The sequence below is a fragment of the Streptomyces sp. NBC_01166 genome, assembly GCF_045039765.1.
Lineage (GTDB): Bacteria > Actinomycetota > Actinomycetes > Streptomycetales > Streptomycetaceae > Streptomyces.
On record NZ_CP108613.1, the window covers coordinates 1,922,179 to 1,938,837 of the forward strand.

The following is a 16,659-nucleotide window of genomic DNA, read 5'->3' on the forward strand; positions in this document are numbered from 1 at the left end:
CATCACAAAGACGCGGGATCGGCCGGATCACACACTCACTCGCTGTAACGTCCATTGTGTGCGTACCGACATCTTTGCCCGTCTGGACCGGGAGCCGGAACCGCCGAAGATAGAGACCCCGCGGATGAGCCGTCACCGCATCGCTCTCTTCGGCGGGACTTTGGCGTTCTATCTCGCCATCGTCGTCGCCGTGCTGGTCTCGTCCTGGCTGGTGGCCCTCGACTGGAAGGTCATGCTGTTCCGGCCCTACCAGCAGTGGCCGGAGCTCCACGCCTTCCTCGACTACTACGTCGTGCTCGGCCAGCGTGGCCCCACGGCCGTGATGGTCGCCGCCTGGCTCGGCTGGCGCTCCTGGCGCCAGCACACGCTGCGCCCGCTGCTCACGCTGGGTGCGTCCCTGCTGCTGCTCAATCTGTCGGTGGGTGCGGTCAAGCTCGGCCTCGGGCGGCTCGGCCCGCACTACGCCACCCAGATCGGCTCGGCGGAGCTCTTCGCCGGCGGCGATATATTTCCTTCGGGCCACACCGCGAACGCCGTCGTGACCTGGGGAATCCTTGCCTATCTGGCCACCACGCCGCGGGCCAGGCGCTACCTCTCGGCGCTGTCGGCCTTCGTCTCGCTGGGCGTGGGGCTCACCACGGTCTACATCGGCACCCACTGGCTCAGCGACGTCCTGCTGGGCTGGGCCGCCGGCCTGCTGATCCTGCTCGCCCTGCCGTGGTTCGAGCCGCTGATCACGCGTGCCGAGGTCCTCATCCTCTCGGTGCGCGAGCAGTGGAGGAACCGCCGCAGGCGGCTCCGGAAGCCCGTGCCGTCTCCCGTGACACCGGAGCCGGTTCTGCTGCCACAGGCGCTGGGCGGCGGGGCGACCGCCGAAGGGGCGCAGGGGGCCGCGAGCAGGGCTGCGGCCCCCGGGGCACCGGGAACCGCCGGCGCGGGTCACCCGGGGGCCGCCGCCAGGGCCAGGGCGCATCCGGCACACCCCGTACGTCCGGAGCGGACGTCGCCGGCCTCGGCCGGCTCGCGCCGCCCGCCCCACGCGGACCGCTCGCCGAGGAGCAGCGCGGGCCCGTCCCGGCCGGTCGCCGGCGGGCCGGTCGCCCCCTGACTGCTCTACCCCCCTGACCTGCGGGGACGTACGTGTCACCGCGCCCACGCACGGCGAAGGCCCCGACTCCGGTCGGGGCCTTCGCTCGTCGGGTCCGGGTTCAGCCGACCCAGCAACGGGTCACGGTCGAGTCGTCCACCTCGAAGTTGATGCGTCCGCCACGGAACTCCATGGTGATGACGGTGCCCGGCGCGAGAGCCCGGACCGTGCTCCAGCCACGGTCTCTGGCCTGCCGTTCGGCGGCCTCCGCGTCGAGGCCGACGTACGTCTCGGGGGTGTCGTCCGGCTGGGCGGGAGGGGTCGGTACAGATGCCATACCCCTCACCGTAGGCCGCCCCGCGCCGTGGCGGAAGCGGTGGTGGCCACGGGTCCCGATGCATCTCCGTGTACCTCGGCGGTCACGCTTGTGTCACAGGATCCCCACGCGCGTATACCCGGGACGACTTCACCCGAACGGCAGCCCGACTCCACTCGGACTGAATTACGAGGCGTCCGGGAAATGCGCCCGCGAGAGCCGCCGGGAGGGAATTGAAGGGAGAGAGGGCGCCGTGCGCGATCCTCTTTCCGGAGACACCGGTAAGAAGAATATACGGGCACGCCACCTCGAATTCACTCCCCCTTATGTATTCCTTACCTTTCCCAGGCCCCGCCGCCCGGGCGCCCCGTCAGGCCCCCCTGCGGATCACCGCCGCGGCCTTGTAACGCAGCGCGTACGCCCCGTCCAGCACGCCGCCCTTGGACCGGTGGTACGCGCTACGCAGGACGCTCCGGGACCGCGTCCCGCCGCCCTGGGCGGCCAGCTCGGCGAAGAGTCTCTCGTGCCGCTCGGCGATCGGTGCCGGGTCGAACCGCGCGGCGGAGGCCCGTGCGGCGCGGCCCATGCGGTGCCGCAGGGCGTCGTCGTCGATCAGGCCGAGCAGGGCTTTGGCGAACGCGTGGGTGTCCCCCGGCGGAACCAGCCGCCCGTCCGTGCCGTCCTCGATGATCTCGGCCGGCCCGTGGGGGCAGTCCGTCGCCACGACGGGCACTCCGCACCGCATCGCCTCCACGATGGTCATGCCGAACGACTCCCGCTCGGAGGTGACGGCGGCGATGGAGCTCTTGGGCCACTCCTTCTCCATGGGGTCGGCCGAACCCATGAGGAAGACCCGCTCCCGGAGTCCGAGCTCGTCGACGAGACCGCGCAGGGGCTTCTGCTCGTTGCCGGACGCGTCCCCGGCGCCGTAGATCCGCAGCCGCCACTCCGGGCGCACCGCCGCGACCTCGGCGAAGGCCCGGATCAGTACGTCGTAGCGCTTGACCCGGTGCAGCCGGCCCGCCGCCACGATCGACTTGGCGTCGCAGTCCGCGGGTGGGCCGGCGGGCTCGGGCACGCTGTTCGGGATGGCCTCGATCCGCACGCCGGGCAGCCGCAGACCGGTGCGGTAGTCCCGGGCGTCGGCCTCGGTGACGGTGGTGACCGCGTCGAGCTGCTGGTACCGGTGGCTTATCTCCCGGCGGAGACGGTAGCCGTGGCTCTCGAGGGTGAGGTGCTCCTGGCCGACCCGCACCGGGCCGCGCCGCGCCTGCCGGCTGATGTGGACGTTGAGACCGGGGCGCGTGCCGACGACGACGTCGGCCTCCAGGGCTCCCAGATGAGCCGCGATGCGGCTGTCGGTGAGCCGGCTGTACTGCCGGTGCCTGGTGTCGCCACGCGGGAAGACCGACGCGGGCCTGGCGTGCTCCTCGGCCTCCCCGTCGTACCCCGGACTCGACTTGCGCAGATCGACGAGGTGGCTCATCCGCACACCCTCGGGTGCGCCTAGCTTCGGGTCGTCGCGGTGCCGGAAGACGGAGACGATCTCGACGTCGTGCTGTTCCGCCAGGGTCCTGGCGAGCGTGAAGGTGGTACGGATCGTTCCCCCGATGCCGTACGCGTTGTGGAGCAGAAATGAAATGTGCATTACGTAGTCGTTTCCCCTGTTCGACTGGTCTGCAACGGACCCTACGTGGCGTCAGGCCACGCCACAGCATTCGCACAGGAGTCGCACAAAGCCGTGACGTTTCGAACGAAGGCGCGTGCATCAGGGGCCTTTACACGGAGGGTTGGGCTCCGGTTCGTCCGCGCGGTCTTCCGGTTCATCGGTCTGCCGGCGCCGGCGCTTGACCGGTCTCTTAATCTCCCGATTCGCGCGTGACCCCGGCCCCGGGTCTTCCGTTGTCTTCCATGAGCCGGGGAACCGCCCGCCTCACGCACCGAGTTCGAGGAGCCACCCGTGCCGCGCATGCTCGACGTCAGCGAGGACGTACGCGCCGAGATCGGCGATGCCGAAGCCGACCGGCTGCTCGTCGGCGACAGTGCCCCAGGCAGTTACGACTGCACCTCATGCCGCACCCCCGGCGACTCCGACCAGGAACGCACCAGCACGGTGCTGTTCGTGGGCGACGAGACCGCCGTGCTCGCCTTCGCCCACGCGACCTGCATCCCCTCGCAGGTGGTCCAGGTCGCGGAGGACCAGCTCCAGGGCGCTGTGCGGTCCATCACCGGCAGCGAGCCACAGAATCCGGAGGGCCTCATGCCCGAACAGGCCGTCCTCGGCATCACCAGCGGTCTCGTCCTGATCGAGGACGACCTCCGCCCGGCCCTGGTCGTCGAACCGACCGGGCCGATCGCACGGCCCGGCACGGACGGCAGCGGCGGCGACCAGTTCCTCCAGCTCCTGCTGGAGCAGGGCTTCCAGCCCACGCCCCACCTCAACCGGCTGCCCGGTGTCCTCGCCGGCTGGTCCGTGCTCCTCGCCATGGGCCAGCTGCACGCGGTGCTGCAGCCCGGCGCCGGCGGCGGCAGCCCGGTCGCCTGGTGGCAGGCGCACCAGCCGCTCCAGGTCACCGAGGGCTGGCGGACGGCCGCCAACAAGGCGCAGAGCGTCCTGGTGTTCGCCGCTCCGGCCGGTTCCATCGGCCAGCAGCCGCGCGAGGACCTGCTCCGTGACGCACTGGACAAGGCCGCGGTCAACGGCCTCCTGGTCGCCGCGACGATGCCGCTCGCCGGGACCTGACCGTGTCCCTGCTGCCCTCCCCTGCCCGCCGAACAGCGTTTTCTCCGTCAGGCCCGCATCCGACGGGCGGTGAGGTCGTTGGCACCTATGTGCACTCATACGACCCTCCTCGCCAGCAGCAGACCCCGATTCCGGCCATGCGCCCGTCGCAGGACCCCTCGGGCGGTAAGTCCCCCACCCCGATCTACGACGCCCTGTACTCCGAGTACAGGCGATCGTTCCGGGCGCTTCCGGGGGACCGCACCGGTGAGGAGAATCTCGGCTTCAGAACGTTCGGCATCGGGACGTTCGGCAGCCGTGCACCGCTGAGCGGCCGTACGGCGGCGAACGCCCAGGGCAGCCACAGCGCGGGCGGCGGTGGCAACCCCGGTTCCTGGCAGCGGGTGGGGCGGCATGCCGGGCGTGCCCGGCCCGCGGCGCTGCCGCCCGGATCGACGGACGCCTGAGGGATACGGCGAAGCCCCCTGGGCCCCATGTGGGGCCCAGGGGGCTTCGCCATGCTCCTCAGCTCACTTCTTGCGGCCGCGCTTCTCGCGCACCCGCACCGAGATGTGCAGCGGCGTGCCCTCGAAGCCGAACTCCTCGCGCAGGCGGCGCTCGACGAAGCGGCGGTAGCCGTGCTCCAGGAAGCCGGACGAGAAGAGGACGAACCGCGGCGGCTTCGTGCCCGCCTGGGTGCCGAAGAGGATGCGGGGCTGCTTGCCGCCGCGCACCGGGTGCGGGTGGGACGCGACGATCTCACCGAGGAAGGCGTTGAGCCTGCCGGTGGGGATCCGGGTCTCCCAGCCCTCGATCGCGGTCTCGATCGCCGGGACCAGCTTCTCCATGTGCCGGCCGGTGACGGCCGAGACGTTGACGCGCGGGGCCCAGGCGACCTGCGCGAGCTCCGTGTCGATCTCGCGCTCCAGGTAGTAGCGGCGCTCCTCGTCGAGGGTGTCCCACTTGTTGAAGGCGATCACGATCGCACGGCCCGCTTCCACGGCCATGGTGACGATCCGCTGGTCCTGGACGCTGATGGACTCGCTCGAGTCGATCAGGATGACGGCGACCTCGGCCTTCTCCACGGCGGCCGCGGTACGCAGCGAGGCGTAGTAGTCCGCGCCCTCCTGGAGGTGGACCTTGCGGCGGATGCCGGCCGTGTCGATGAACTTCCAGGTGACGCCGCCGAGCTCGATCAGCTCGTCGACCGGGTCGCGGGTGGTGCCGGCGAGCTCGTTGACGACGACGCGGTCCTCGTTGGCGACCTTGTTCAGCAGCGAGGACTTGCCGACGTTCGGGCGGCCGATGAGCGCGATGCGGCGGGGGCCGCCGAGGGCGGTGCCGAAGGTCTGGGCCGGGGCCTCGGGCAGCGCCTCCAGGACGGCGTCCAGCATGTCTCCGGTGCCGCGGCCGTGCAGGGAGGAGACCGGGTGCGGCTCGCCGAGGCCGAGCGACCAGAGCGCGGTGGCGTCGGCCTCGCCGCTCTGTCCGTCGACCTTGTTGGCGCAGAGGACGACGGGCTTCTTGGCCTTGCGCAGCAGCCTGACGACGGCCTCGTCGGTGTCGGTCGCGCCGACCGTCGCGTCGACGACGAAGACGACCGCGTCGGCCGTCGAGATCGCGTACTCGGCCTGGGCGGCGACGGAGGCGTCGAGACCGAGGACGTCCTGCTCCCAGCCACCGGTGTCGACGACCTTGAAGCGGCGCCCGGCCCACTCGGCCTCGTAGCTGACGCGGTCACGGGTCACGCCGGGCTTGTCCTGGACGACGGCCTCGCGGCGGCCGATGATCCGGTTCACCAGGGTCGACTTGCCGACATTCGGGCGGCCGACGACGGCGAGCACGGGAAGCGGTCCGTGACCGGCCGCACCGATCGCGCCCTCGACCTCCTCGGGGTCGAACCCCTCCTGCGCGGCGAGCTCCATGAACTCCGCGTACTCGGCATCGCCAAGTGCTCCGTGCTCGTGGTCCGAGCCGCCGGAGTGAATCTGGTCGTTCATGAAGTCCGTTCCTCTTTGCATCATCATCGATGGGCCGCTTTCGCGCGGCCCACTACTCAAGTCTTGACCGAGCGCCCGGTGAGGCGCCTGGCGTTCTCCAGGTGCGCGGTCAGCTCTCCCTGGATCCGGAGAGTCGCCTCGTCCAGCGCCTTCCTCGTACGCCGGCCGCTGCCGTCACCTGCCTGGAAGGCGTCGCCGAAGACGACGTCGACCCTGCTTCGCAGCGGAGGCAGTGCTGATATCAACCGTCCGCGGCGCTCCGTGCTTCCCAGGACCGCGACGGGGACGATCGGCGCCCCGCCGCGCACCGCGAAGTACGCGAGCCCCGCGCGCAGGGAGGCGAAGTCGCCCTCGCCCCTGGTGCCCTCGGGGAAGATCCCGAGGACCCCGCCGTCGTCCAGCACGCCGAGTGCCTGCGTGATGGCGTTGCGGTCGACGGTCGTACGGTCCACCTTCAGCTGCCCGATTCCGCGGAGGAACGGGTCGAGGGGGCCGACGAACGCCTCTTTCTTGATCAGGAAGTGGACGGGCCGGGGCGCGGTGCCCATCAGCATCGGTCCGTCGATATTGTGCGCGTGGTTCACCGCGAGTATGACGGGTCCCGTGGTGGGGACGCGCCATGCTCCGAGCACACGGGGCCTGAAGAGCCCGTACATGAGCCCGATGCCGATCCCGCGCCCGACGGCCGCTCCGCGCAGCGTCGGCGCGGTGGTGGCTTCGGTCACTTCGCGGCCTGCTTCTCCCCGACGAGGGTGACGACGCACTCGATGACCTGCCCGAGGGTCAGGTCGGTGGTGTCCACCTCGACGGCGTCACCGGCCTTGGCCAGCGGCGAGGTCTTGCGGCCCGAGTCGGCGGCGTCCCGCTTGATCAGCGCCTCCCGGGTGGCGGCCAGGTCGGAGCCCTTGACCTCACCGCTGCGGCGCGCGGCGCGCGCCTCCGGGGAGGCGGTCAGGAAGATCTTGATGTCGGCGTCGGGCAGCACGGTGGTGCCGATGTCCCGGCCCTCGACGACGATGCCGCGCTCGGCCTCCTTGGCGATCGAGCGCTGCAGCTCGGTGATCAGGGCGCGTACCTCGGGCACGGCGCTGACGGCGCTGACCTTGGAGGTGACCTCCTGGGTGCGGATGGGGCCCGAGGCGTCCTCGCCGTCGACGGTGATCGTCGGGGCGGACGGGTCCGTGCCGGAGACGATGACCGGCTTGGCGGCGGCCGTGGCGATCTCGGCCGGGTTCTGCACGTCGATGCCGTTGTTCAGCATCCACCACGTGATCGCCCGGTACTGCGCGCCGGTGTCCAGGTAGCTCAGACCGAGCTGGGCGGCGACGGCCTTGGAGGTGCTCGACTTGCCGGTGCCGGAGGGGCCGTCGATGGCGACGATCACTGCGGCCGGGGCGGTCCGGGCGGCGGCGCTTACGGTTTCCACGGTGGTGGACACCTTCCTGGTACACGGGGACGGGCGGAGCGGGGCAGGGCAGACCGGGGCGCCCTCCCCCAAGGTTACCGAGTGCGCGAAGCGCCTTTGCACCCCCTGTCTCCGGGGCCCGTCCCCGGGCCCGCCCGGCCTTCCGGGACGAAGGCCCTTACGGGCGGATCGACCAGCCCCGTTCGCTGAGGGCCGCGCTCAGCGCGGGTGCGGCGCTCGGCTCGACCATCAGCTGGACCAGTCCGGCCTGCTGGCCGGTGGCGTGCTCGATGCGGACGTCCTCGATGTTGACGCCGGCCCGCCCCGCGTCGGCGAAGATCGATGCCAGCTCGCCCGGCCGGTCGCTGATGAGCACGGCGACGATCTCGTACGAGGCCGGGGCCGCCCCGTGCTTGCCGGGGACCCTGACCCGGCCCGCGTTGCCGCGCCGCAGGACGTCCTCGATGCCTTCGGTGCCGGTGCGGCGCTTGTCCTCGTCGGCGGACTGGAGGCCCCGCAGCGCCCGCACCGTCTCGTCCAGGTCGGTGGCGACGCCCGCCAGCACGTCGGCGACCGGGCCGGGGTTGGCGGAGAGGATCTCCACCCACATCCGGGGGTCGGAGGCCGCGATGCGGGTGACGTCCCTGATCCCCTGGCCGCACAGGCGTACGGCGGTCTCGTCGGCCTCCTCCAGCCGGGCGGCGACCATCGACGAGATCAGCTGCGGGGTGTGGGAGACCAGGGCGACGGCGCGGTCGTGGGCGTCGGCGTCCATGACGACCGGGACGGCCCGGCAGAGCGCGACCAGTTCCAGGGCGAGGTTGAGGACCTCGGTGTCCGTCTCCCGGGTGGGTGTGAGGACCCAGGGGCGTCCCTCGAAGAGGTCGGCGGTCGCCGCGAGAGGCCCGGAGCGCTCCTTGCCGGCCATGGGGTGCGTGCCGATGTACGGCGTGAGGTCGACGCCGAGCGCCTCCAGCTCACGGCGCGGGCCGCCCTTGACGCTGGCGACGTCGAGGTAGGCGCGCGCGATCCCGTCCCGCATGGCCGTGGCCAGCACGGACGCGGTGTGGGCGGGTGGCACGGCGATGATCGCCAGGTCCACGCGGCCCTCGGGCGCCTCGTCCGTGCCGGCGCCGAGCGCGGCGGCGGTCTGCGCCGAGGAGGGGTCGCGGTCGACGAGGTGCACCTGGACGCCGCGCCCCGCGAGGGCGAGGGCGGCGGAGGTGCCGACCAGTCCGGTTCCGATGACGAGGGCGGTTCTCACTGGGCGATGTCCTTGCGGAGGGCGCCGGTGGCGCCGAGGTAGACGTGGCTGATCTCGGACTTGGAGAGATACGTCTCCACGTGGGCCATGATGCGCACCACGCGGGGCATGGCCCCGGTGATGTCGAGCTCCTGGGCGCAGATCAGCGGTACGTCGACGATACCGAGGCCTCGGGCCGCGGCGGCCGGGAAATCGCTGTGCAGATCGGGGGTGGCGGTGAACCAGACGCTGATCAGGTCGTCTGCGACGAGCTGATTGCGTTCCAGGACCGCGGTGAGGAGTTCACTCACCCGCTCGTCCATGTGACCGGCTTCGTCCCGGTCCAGCTGGACGGCTCCACGGACTGCTCGTACCGCCACGTCGTACCCCTCGTCGCCTCGTGCTGCGTGCCCTTTCAGCCTAGAGGTGCGGCGACGCCGCCGGTCACGGTGCTCTGTCCGTGAGACGCGGAGGTGTGTCCGGCGCTCCCGCGGCACCCGGTCGGGCGCACGTATCGGCGGGTCGTGGGGCCGGGGCCCCGGGCGGGGACACGATGCCGTCATCGGACACACACCGGTCGACCCCGAGGAGAGCCATGAACGCACGGCGAAGGACGGTCCTGACGGCGGGAGCAGCCGCACTGGTGACGGGCTGCGGTTCGTCCGGTGGTGACGGGGGCGAGGAGAGCTCCCCGCCGGCCTCCGGGGACGCCGAGCTGGCCAGGACCTCGGACATCCCGGCCGGCGGCGGCACGATCTTCGAGGACCGCAGGATCGTGGTGACCCAGCCCGAGGCCGGCCGGTTCAAGGCCTTCTCCGCGGTCTGCACGCACGCGGGCTGCATCGTCTCCTCGGTCGCGGACGGAACCATCGACTGCGCCTGCCACGGCAGCCGGTTCAGCATCACGGACGGAGCCGTCGAGCAGGGCCCGGCGACGCGCCCGCTGCCCGCCGAGCGGATCACCGTCGAGGGCGACAGCATCCGGCTCGCGTAGGGGGCGCGACGTTTCGAGTGCCCGGCCCGGGGCGGGGACCGGACGAGGGCGGCCGTGTGACTCGCACCACACGGCGGCGGGGGTGGGTAGCCGGAGCGCGCCGGGGCCCCGCGCCTGCGCCGACGCCGGACGTAGGATCGGCCGCCAGGCCCGCGCGGCCCTCGTCCGTCCGCAGCGGCAAGGGCCCGTCCTCATGGAGAAGTCACGGTGCACCCCATCAGCACGCCCGCAGGAACGTCGCCTGACGCGGCCTCCGATCCCGCCGACGGCGCGCGGCTCGTCCGGGAGCACACCGTCTACTCCTGTGTGATGGGCTCCCGCGCCTTCGGGCTGGCCACCGACGGCAGCGACACGGACCGGCGTGGGGTCTTCCTCGCACCCACTCCGCTGTTCTGGGGCTTCACGAAGCCCCCCAGCCACGTCGAGGGCCCGGCCGACGAGCAGTTCTCCTGGGAACTGGAGCGCTTCTGCGAGCTGGCGCTGCGGGCGAACCCCAATGTGCTGGAGTGCCTGCACTCCCCGCTCGTGGAGCGGGTCGACGCGACGGGCCGCGAACTCCTCGGCCTGCGCGGGGCCTTCCTGTCCCGGCAGGCCCACGGAACGTTCGTACGCTACGCGCTGGGCCAGCGGCGGAAGCTGGAGGCCGATGTCCGTGCGCACGGCGCTCCGCGCTGGAAGCACGCCATGCATCTGCTGCGGCTGCTGGCCTCCTGCCGCGACCTGCTGCGGACGGGCGAGCTGCGGATCGAGGTCGGGGAGGCGCGCGAGGATCTGCTGGCGGTGAAGCGGGGCGAGGTCCCGTGGGCCGAGGTGGAGCGCCGCATGACGCGCCTGGCCGGGGAGAACGACGAGGCGGCCGCCCGCTCCCCGCTGCCGCCGGAGCCCGACCGGGAACGCGTGGAGGCCTTCCTGGTCCGGACCCGGCGGGCCTCGGCCGAGGGCTAGCCCTCGGCCGCCCCTCAGGCGGAGTCCGCCGGGCGGCGGGCGACCCAGAGCCGGCGTGTCGAGCGGACGACGAGGTCGTCCCGGTGGCGCACGTCCGCCGGGCCTCCGTCGACCAGGGCGCCGAGGGCGGCGAGGTCCGCGGGGTCGGCCCGGCCGTCGAGGGCGCCACGGATGCGGTCGAGCACGACGTGGGCGTACCGGCCGACACCTGCGGGCAGCGGGGCGCGCAGTTCCAGCCGCTCCGTGCGCTCGTCCTCGACCAGGAGGCCGGCCTCGGCCAGCATGGCTCCCCAGTCGGCGCCCAGGTGCGGCATCTGCTCGGCGTGGAGGCCGTCCAGCGCCTCGCGGCACCGCGCCTCCAGGCCGAGGCGGCCGGCCACGGCGTCGTCCGGGAGGAAACGCGGCATCCCGTCCAGCTCGGCGACGGCCACCAGTCCGCCGGGACGCAGCGCGGCCCGGACCCCGTCGAGGACGGCGGCCGGGTCGTCCACGTGGTGCAGGGAGGCCGAGGCCCAGACGAGGTCGGCGTCCGTGATGCCGGCGAGCCCGGCACCCGCGTCCGTCTCCAGGGTGCGCACCCGGTCGCCCAGGCCCTTCGCCCGGGCCGCCCCGACCAGCCGGGCGAGCATGGCGGGTGAGCTGTCGACGGCGGTCACAAGGGCGTGGGGGAAGCGTTCCAGCAGGGCGAACGTGCCGGTCCCGGTTCCCGACCCCAGGTCGACGACGTGCCCAACGCCCTCCCCGGCGAGCTCGGCGACCCGACTGGTCACCGCGGTGAGGTACGGGGCGAAGATCTCGGCGTCGAGATCGAGCACGGCGGCGAGAGCGTCGTCCTGGCCGGTGTCCGCCTGTCCATGGCCGTGCTCGTGGTGGTGGCCGGGGCCGTGGCGGTGCGGGTGGGAAGCGGAGGATGTCATGCGACCGAGCCTACGAAGATTTGCGCACAGCGCATACTCTCTTGCTCATGACGCAAGAAGGAAGTGGTCTGGACGGCCTCGTACGCAAACGGATCCGGGCCCTGCGGGCCGCGCACAGCTGGTCGCTCGACGACCTCGCCGCCCGCTGCCACCTCAGCCCTTCCACACTCAGCCGGATCGAGACCGGCCACCGGAGGATCGCGCTCGACCAGCTCACCGTGATCGCCCGGGCGCTGGGCACCTCCCTCGACCAGCTCGTCGAGACGGACGCCGACGACGTGGTCACGAACCCCACCCTCGATCTGGCGCGAGGCCTGACCCAGTGGGCGCTGCGCGGCCAGCCCGGCGTCACCGTGGCCCGGATACGGCTGACCGGTCCCCCGGCCGAAGGCCCCTCGGCGCTCAAGGCGCACCCCGGCCGGGAGTGGTTCACGGTGCTGTCCGGCACGGCCTTGCTGCTGCTGGGGGAACGGCGGCTACGGGTGGAGCAGGGGCAGGCGGCGGAGTTCACCACGATGCTCCCGCACGCGCTGGGCGCCGTCGGCGGCCCGGCCGAGGTCCTCGGCATCTTCGACCGGGACGGCCGCCGCTCCCATCTGCGCGAACGCGGGTGAGAGGGCGGCCGCCGGGTCGTCAGGACGGGACCGTCTCCCCCAGCCGCGCGCGGACGACGAGATCGTGCAGGGCGTCGAAGCCCGAGGGCGCCTCGGCGAGCCGTGACGCCGTCTGCGCCTCGTCGAGCACCGCGTTCAGGGCCTCGACGTCCTGTGCGACGGCCGGGCCGTCGGCCACGTGCGCGGCCCCGTGCTCGGCTTCGGCCTTCGCCTCGATCAGCGCGGGCAGGTAGGCGGGCGCGGCCACCTCGCCCAGCAGGGCCGGCAGATGCGCCACCAGGGTGCCGGTGCGCATCAGATGGATGCCGGTGAGCAGGGCGCGGAACGTGTAGAGGAGCGGCTTCAGCTCTCCGGTCCTCCCGTACAGCCGCCACTGCGTACCTGCGAAGCCCCGGTAGTGGTGGGCATGGTTGCGGGTCATCACCGCCGGTGCCAGCTCCACGAGTTCGGCGTGGAGCGCCGTGGTGTGCACCACCAGCGGGGACAGCAGCTGTTCGAGCACGTAGCCGTTGGGTTTCAGCATGAGCCTGACGAACTTGCGCAGATCATGGGTGACGAGGTCCATCTCGACCCCGTCGTGGTCCCACATCCGTGACCGAGTCTCCTCCGGCGTCCGGAGCCCTACGAGATCCTCCGCGGGCAGGACGTGGACCCCCCGCAGGTCCACGTCCGAGTCCCGCGAGGGAAAGCCGTACAGATGGGCGCCCGAGACCGTGGCGAACACGAGCGGGCAGGGCTCCCGTCCGAGTACCGGGGTCAGGTCGGTGACCGGCAGCCCGGCCTGTCGCAGGAGCGTCGTGTCGCTGTGCATCGGTCAGGCGTCCCAGAGTGCGGCCAGCGAGAGCAGGTCGCTGCGGTACTCGATGCGTTCCGACCACTGCTTGGGCCAGGCTCCCGCCCCCAGGTGCGCTCCGGCGAACGCGCCCGTGAGACAGGCGATGGAGTCGGAGTCGCCCCGGGTGCAGGCGGCGCGGCGCAGGGCGGTCAACGGGTCCTCGGGGAAGAGCAGGAAGCAGTGCAGGGCGGTGGCGAGGGCCTCCTCGGCGATCCAGCCGTCGCCGGTCCGCTCGCACGGGTCGGTCTCCGGCGACGGCCGGCGCAGGGCGTCCTGGACATGTCCCAGCACGGCCAGGCACTCGTCCCAGCCCCGGCTGATGAACGCCTCGGGCGAGGCGTCGTGGGTGTACCGCCACAGGTCACCGAGCCACCGGTTCAGGTAGCGGCCCCGGTTCTCGTACGCGTAGGAGCGCAGCTGGCCCACCAGGCCGAGCGGTTCGGCCCCCTGGGCGAGGAGGTACACCGCGCGGGCCGTCAGGTCGGAGGCGGCGAGGGCGGTGGGGTGGCCGTGGGTGAGGGCGGCCTGGAGCTGGGCGGCCCCGGCACGCTGTTCGTCGCTGAGGCCGGGCACAAGGCCGACGGGCGCGACGCGCATGTTGGCGCCGCAGCCCTTGGATCCGGTCCGGCTGGCCTCCTGCCAGATCCGGTCGCCCTCCAGCAGCGCACACGCCTCCAGGCAGGTACGACCGGGAGCGCGGTTGTTGTCGGGTGAGCGGTTCCAGCGCACGAACTCCTGCCGGACGGGGCCCACCATCCGCTCCGGGGTGAGCAGCCCCTGATCCATCGCGGTCCGGATGCCGCGTCCCAGGGCGAGGGTCATCTGGGTGTCGTCCGTGACGAACGCGGGCTCCGGGAGCCGCATCTCGCGCCAGGGCCCGCACTTCGCGAGGATCGCGGGAACGTCGTTGAACTCGGTGGGGAAGCCCAGGGCGTCGCCGAGCGCGAGCCCGGTCAGCGTGCCTGTGGCCGCCTGCTTGGTGAGAATCCGTGTCGGGATCATGATGTCCGTCCTTCAGGGCGTCCTTCCGGGCGCAACAGTGGAGGGTGCAGGGCGGTAGCGGCACCCGCCCGGTAGAGAGCGGCCGGTTTTCCCCGTCCGCCGGTGCGGCGCGGCGGTCCGTCCACGGCCTGGACGAAGCCGGGCGTGGTGAGGACCTTGCGCCGGAAGTTGGGCCGGTCGAGCTCGACGCCCCAGACGGTCTCGTAGACCCCCTGGAGCTCCCCGAGGGTGAACTCGGCGGGGCAGAACGCGGTGGCCAGGCAGGAGTATTCGAGCCTGGCGCCGATCCGGTCGTGCGCGTCGGCCAGGATGCGGTCGTGGTCGAAGGCGAGCGGCCCGGTGGTTCCCGCGTCCCACCACTGGGCGTGTGCGGCGTCCCCGCCACCCCGCGGTTCGGGGAGGTCGGGCACGAGTGCGGCGTACGCGACGGAGACGACCCGCATCCTGGGGTCGCGGTCCGGATCGCTGTAGGTGCGCAGCTGTTCGAGGTGGAAGGCGCACACGGACTTCTTCGTGAGGCCGGTCTCCTCGGCGAGCTCGCGGCGGGCGGCCTCCTCGGCGGATTCCCGGGGCAGGACGAAGCCGCCGGGCAGCGCCCACCGGCCCTTGTAGGGGGCCTCGCCGCGCTCGACGAGCAGTACATGGAGCCGTGCTTCGCGGACCGTGAAGACGGCGAGGTCGACGGTGACGGCGAACGGGAAGAAGGCGCGGGGGTCGTACCCCCCGGGTGCGGTGCTCATCGCCGCTCCGGCAGGGGTGCGGTGAAGTGCCAGCCGGTGGCGAGTAGCTCGTCCACGGCGGCGACCGCCGCTTCGAGGCGTTCGCCGCGGTCCCCGGTGATCTCGATGAACGGCCTTCCGGTACGGGTGAGTTCGGCACGGAAGCGGTCGGTCATCCAGGGCCGCAGCTCCTCGCCGTCGCGCAGTCCGTCGTCCTCGAACGCGACACCCTCGTGATCGGTGAGCAGCCAGAGGTGGTGGGCGACCCGGTCGGCGGTCTTCTCGACGAGCGGGTTGCGTCCGCCGATGTAGCGCTCGTGCCAGACGGTGGTGGCGAAGGAGTCGGTGTCGCAGATGAGCACCGGTGACCCCGCACGCGCGGCGGCGTCCTCCCTGGCGTTCTGCGTCTCGGCGATGAGGGGGAAGTCGTCCGTGGTGAAGGAGACGTCCTCCCACCGGGCGTCCGGCCACCGCTCGCGCAGGGCGGCGAGCTTGGCCTCGCTGAACTCCCGCCCGTACTCGGCGACGTACCGCGTCCCCGCCCACGCACCGCCGCGCCGGCGGTAGTGATCGGCGAGTGCCAGGGCCAGGGTGGTGGTGCCGGTGGACTCGGCGCCGAGGACGACGACCCGGCGCGCGAGCGCGGCCCGCACGGGCGGCTCCAGGTAGTCCCAGCAGCCGACGGGGTCGGCGCGGACCGCGGTGCCCGAGACGGGGAAGAGGGTGCGGCCGGGGTCGACGAGGACGGATTCCGCGCCGAAGCGGCGGGCCAGTTCCCCGCCGTACGCCTCGGAGGTGAAGACGGCGTCGACCCGTTCGGGAACCGCGCCGGTGAACACCTCCATGTGGGCGTCCCAGACCGCCGGGTCGGTGACGTCCATGGGGATGTCGTCGACGGTTCCCACCACCCGGACGTCGGGGTGCGCCTCACGCATCCAGGCGACCCGGTCGGCGAGCGGTACGGATTCGACCGAGGCGGCGCAGACCAGGACGGTGAGCCGCTCGCAACGGTCCCGTGCGGTGCGGACGAGGTGGTGGTGGCCGGCGTGCGGCGGATAGAACTTGCCCAGGACCAGTCCGTGCCCGTGGCGCTTCATACGGGCACCACCGTGTCCTCACGCCGGCCGGCTGTCAGGTCCCGGCTCCAGCTGCGCAGCCCGATGAGGCAGAGCGTGAGGAATCCGACGTACAGCAGGGAGGTGAGGTAGAGCTCCTTGTACGCGTACAGCGGGATGTAGACGACGTCCGCGGCGATCCACAGCCACCAGGACTCGACCCGCTTGCGGCACTGCCCGTACGTCGCCATGAGCGACAGGGAGGTGGTCAGGGCGTCCCAGAACGGCACGGTCGAGTCCGTGGCCCGGGACAGCAGCAGGGTGAGGCCGAGGGTCCCCGCCGCCCCCGCCGCGAACAGCCAGGTCCACTCGGTGCGGGTGGTGCTCCGCACCGGCAGGACGGATGTCCCTGGTCCACCCCCGTGGGTCCAGGTCCACCAGCCGTACGCGGCGAGGGAGATGAAGACGATCTGCAGGCCGGCGTCGGCGTACAGACCGGACTGGGCGAACAGCAGGATGAAGAACAGGTTGTTGGCGATGCCGATCGGCCAGTTGGCGAGATGCTGGCGGGCCACGAGCCAGACGCACAGCGCGCCGCTGCCGAAGCCCAGCACCTCGGTCCAGCTGACCGGGGTGTCCAGGACCGTCACCAGGGGCTGCTGCAAAGGATCGAGTATGTCCGCGAGCGTCACGCCGCCCTCCTCTTTTATGGTCACTCTGACTATAAAGAAGAAACGCCGGTCGCAAAAGGCCCGCGGCCGGTCCCGTTCGAAAAAGTGAACGAGGAACCGGCCGCGGGCCGTTC

At 72.1% G+C, this 16,659-nt stretch carries 19 protein-coding genes; 6 read left to right on the forward strand and 13 right to left on the reverse strand.

Annotated features, from left to right (window positions below):
• Window positions 1-58 precede the first annotated feature (58 nt).
• Entirely contained in the window at window positions 59-1,108 is a 1,050-nt protein-coding gene (locus OG379_RS08860) for a phosphatase PAP2 family protein (RefSeq protein ID WP_405660993.1), read from the forward strand.
• A gap of 100 nt (window positions 1,109-1,208) precedes the next feature.
• Here the strand turns inward: OG379_RS08860 and OG379_RS08865 are convergent, their stop codons facing one another.
• Together OG379_RS08865 and OG379_RS08870 are read right to left on the reverse strand one after the other, a co-directional pair.
• Complete coding sequence (locus OG379_RS08865) at window positions 1,209-1,424, reverse strand: I78 family peptidase inhibitor (RefSeq protein ID WP_405660995.1); 216 nt, start codon at window positions 1,422-1,424, stop codon at window positions 1,209-1,211.
• 349 nt (window positions 1,425-1,773) lie between these two features.
• A complete protein-coding gene (locus OG379_RS08870) occupies window positions 1,774-3,051 on the reverse strand; it encodes a glycosyltransferase family 4 protein (protein ID WP_405660997.1) in 1,278 nt (425 codons plus the stop codon).
• Between the two features lie 312 nt (window positions 3,052-3,363).
• On the opposite strand from OG379_RS08870, the gene OG379_RS08875 reads away from it, so the two are divergent.
• Entirely contained in the window at window positions 3,364-4,146 is a 783-nt protein-coding gene (locus OG379_RS08875) for a hypothetical protein (RefSeq protein WP_362931936.1), read from the forward strand.
• 137 nt (window positions 4,147-4,283) lie between these two features.
• Window positions 4,284-4,592, forward strand: coding sequence for a hypothetical protein (locus tag OG379_RS08880; protein WP_362931909.1), 309 nt, complete (start codon window positions 4,284-4,286; stop codon window positions 4,590-4,592).
• 63 nt (window positions 4,593-4,655) lie between these two features.
• On the opposite strand, the gene der is transcribed toward OG379_RS08880, so the two are convergent.
• From der to aroH, 5 genes are all read right to left on the reverse strand, one after another.
• On the reverse strand, window positions 4,656-6,125 hold the full coding sequence (gene der / locus OG379_RS08885) for a ribosome biogenesis GTPase Der (protein WP_393757902.1): 1,470 nt from the start codon (window positions 6,123-6,125) through the stop codon (window positions 4,656-4,658).
• 56 nt (window positions 6,126-6,181) lie between these two features.
• Window positions 6,182-6,850 carry a lysophospholipid acyltransferase family protein gene (locus tag OG379_RS08890; protein WP_393757900.1) on the reverse strand — a complete coding sequence of 223 codons (669 nt, stop codon included), beginning with the start codon at window positions 6,848-6,850 and terminating at the stop codon, window positions 6,182-6,184.
• Entirely contained in the window at window positions 6,847-7,563 is a 717-nt protein-coding gene (gene cmk, locus OG379_RS08895; RefSeq protein ID WP_356716239.1) for a (d)CMP kinase, read from the reverse strand. The genes OG379_RS08890 and cmk overlap by 4 nt, the downstream gene beginning before the upstream one ends.
• Window positions 7,564-7,708: 145 nt before the next feature.
• The gene (locus OG379_RS08900) at window positions 7,709-8,794 is read right to left on the reverse strand and encodes a prephenate dehydrogenase (protein ID WP_393757898.1); all 1,086 of its coding nucleotides are present in this window, start codon (window positions 8,792-8,794) and stop codon (window positions 7,709-7,711) included.
• Window positions 8,791-9,153, reverse strand: a complete 363-nt coding sequence (gene aroH, locus OG379_RS08905) for a chorismate mutase (protein ID WP_104790132.1) — start codon at window positions 9,151-9,153, stop codon at window positions 8,791-8,793. The genes OG379_RS08900 and aroH overlap by 4 nt, the downstream gene beginning before the upstream one ends.
• A 215-nt stretch (window positions 9,154-9,368) precedes the next feature.
• Here aroH and OG379_RS08910 point away from each other — a divergent pair, with 215 nt between their 5' ends.
• Window positions 9,369-9,767 carry a Rieske (2Fe-2S) protein gene (locus tag OG379_RS08910; protein ID WP_393757895.1) on the forward strand — a complete coding sequence of 133 codons (399 nt, stop codon included), beginning with the start codon at window positions 9,369-9,371 and terminating at the stop codon, window positions 9,765-9,767.
• Window positions 9,768-9,983: 216 nt separating this feature from the next.
• Window positions 9,984-10,712, forward strand: coding sequence for a DNA polymerase beta superfamily protein (locus OG379_RS08915; RefSeq protein ID WP_405668451.1), 729 nt, complete (start codon window positions 9,984-9,986; stop codon window positions 10,710-10,712).
• Window positions 10,713-10,726: 14 nt separating this feature from the next.
• On the opposite strand, the gene OG379_RS08920 is transcribed toward OG379_RS08915, so the two are convergent.
• Window positions 10,727-11,629, reverse strand: a complete 903-nt coding sequence (locus OG379_RS08920) for a class I SAM-dependent methyltransferase (protein ID WP_405661002.1) — start codon at window positions 11,627-11,629, stop codon at window positions 10,727-10,729.
• A gap of 47 nt (window positions 11,630-11,676) precedes the next feature.
• On the opposite strand from OG379_RS08920, the gene OG379_RS08925 reads away from it, so the two are divergent.
• Complete coding sequence (locus tag OG379_RS08925; RefSeq protein WP_104790128.1) at window positions 11,677-12,243, forward strand: helix-turn-helix domain-containing protein; 567 nt, start codon at window positions 11,677-11,679, stop codon at window positions 12,241-12,243.
• A gap of 19 nt (window positions 12,244-12,262) precedes the next feature.
• On the opposite strand, the gene OG379_RS08930 is transcribed toward OG379_RS08925, so the two are convergent.
• From OG379_RS08930 to pnuC, 5 genes are read right to left on the reverse strand one after another with little or no spacing between them, the layout of a single operon-like run.
• Entirely contained in the window at window positions 12,263-13,054 is a 792-nt protein-coding gene (locus OG379_RS08930) for a DNA polymerase beta superfamily protein (RefSeq protein WP_405661004.1), read from the reverse strand.
• A 3-nt stretch (window positions 13,055-13,057) separates the two neighbouring features.
• Window positions 13,058-14,080 carry an ADP-ribosylglycohydrolase family protein gene (locus tag OG379_RS08935; protein ID WP_405661006.1) on the reverse strand — a complete coding sequence of 341 codons (1,023 nt, stop codon included), beginning with the start codon at window positions 14,078-14,080 and terminating at the stop codon, window positions 13,058-13,060.
• Window positions 14,077-14,820: an NUDIX hydrolase gene (locus tag OG379_RS08940; RefSeq protein ID WP_405661009.1), complete on the reverse strand. Its 744-nt coding sequence runs from the start codon at window positions 14,818-14,820 to the stop codon at window positions 14,077-14,079. The genes OG379_RS08935 and OG379_RS08940 overlap by 4 nt, the downstream gene beginning before the upstream one ends.
• Window positions 14,817-15,896 (reverse strand): AAA family ATPase, encoded by a 1,080-nt coding sequence (locus OG379_RS08945; protein ID WP_405661012.1) that lies wholly within the window; start codon window positions 15,894-15,896, stop codon window positions 14,817-14,819. Before OG379_RS08945 ends, OG379_RS08940 begins: the two co-directional genes overlap by 4 nt.
• Window positions 15,893-16,546, reverse strand: coding sequence for a nicotinamide riboside transporter PnuC (gene pnuC / locus OG379_RS08950; RefSeq protein WP_393757883.1), 654 nt, complete (start codon window positions 16,544-16,546; stop codon window positions 15,893-15,895). Before pnuC ends, OG379_RS08945 begins: the two co-directional genes overlap by 4 nt.
• Window positions 16,547-16,659 lie beyond the last annotated feature (113 nt).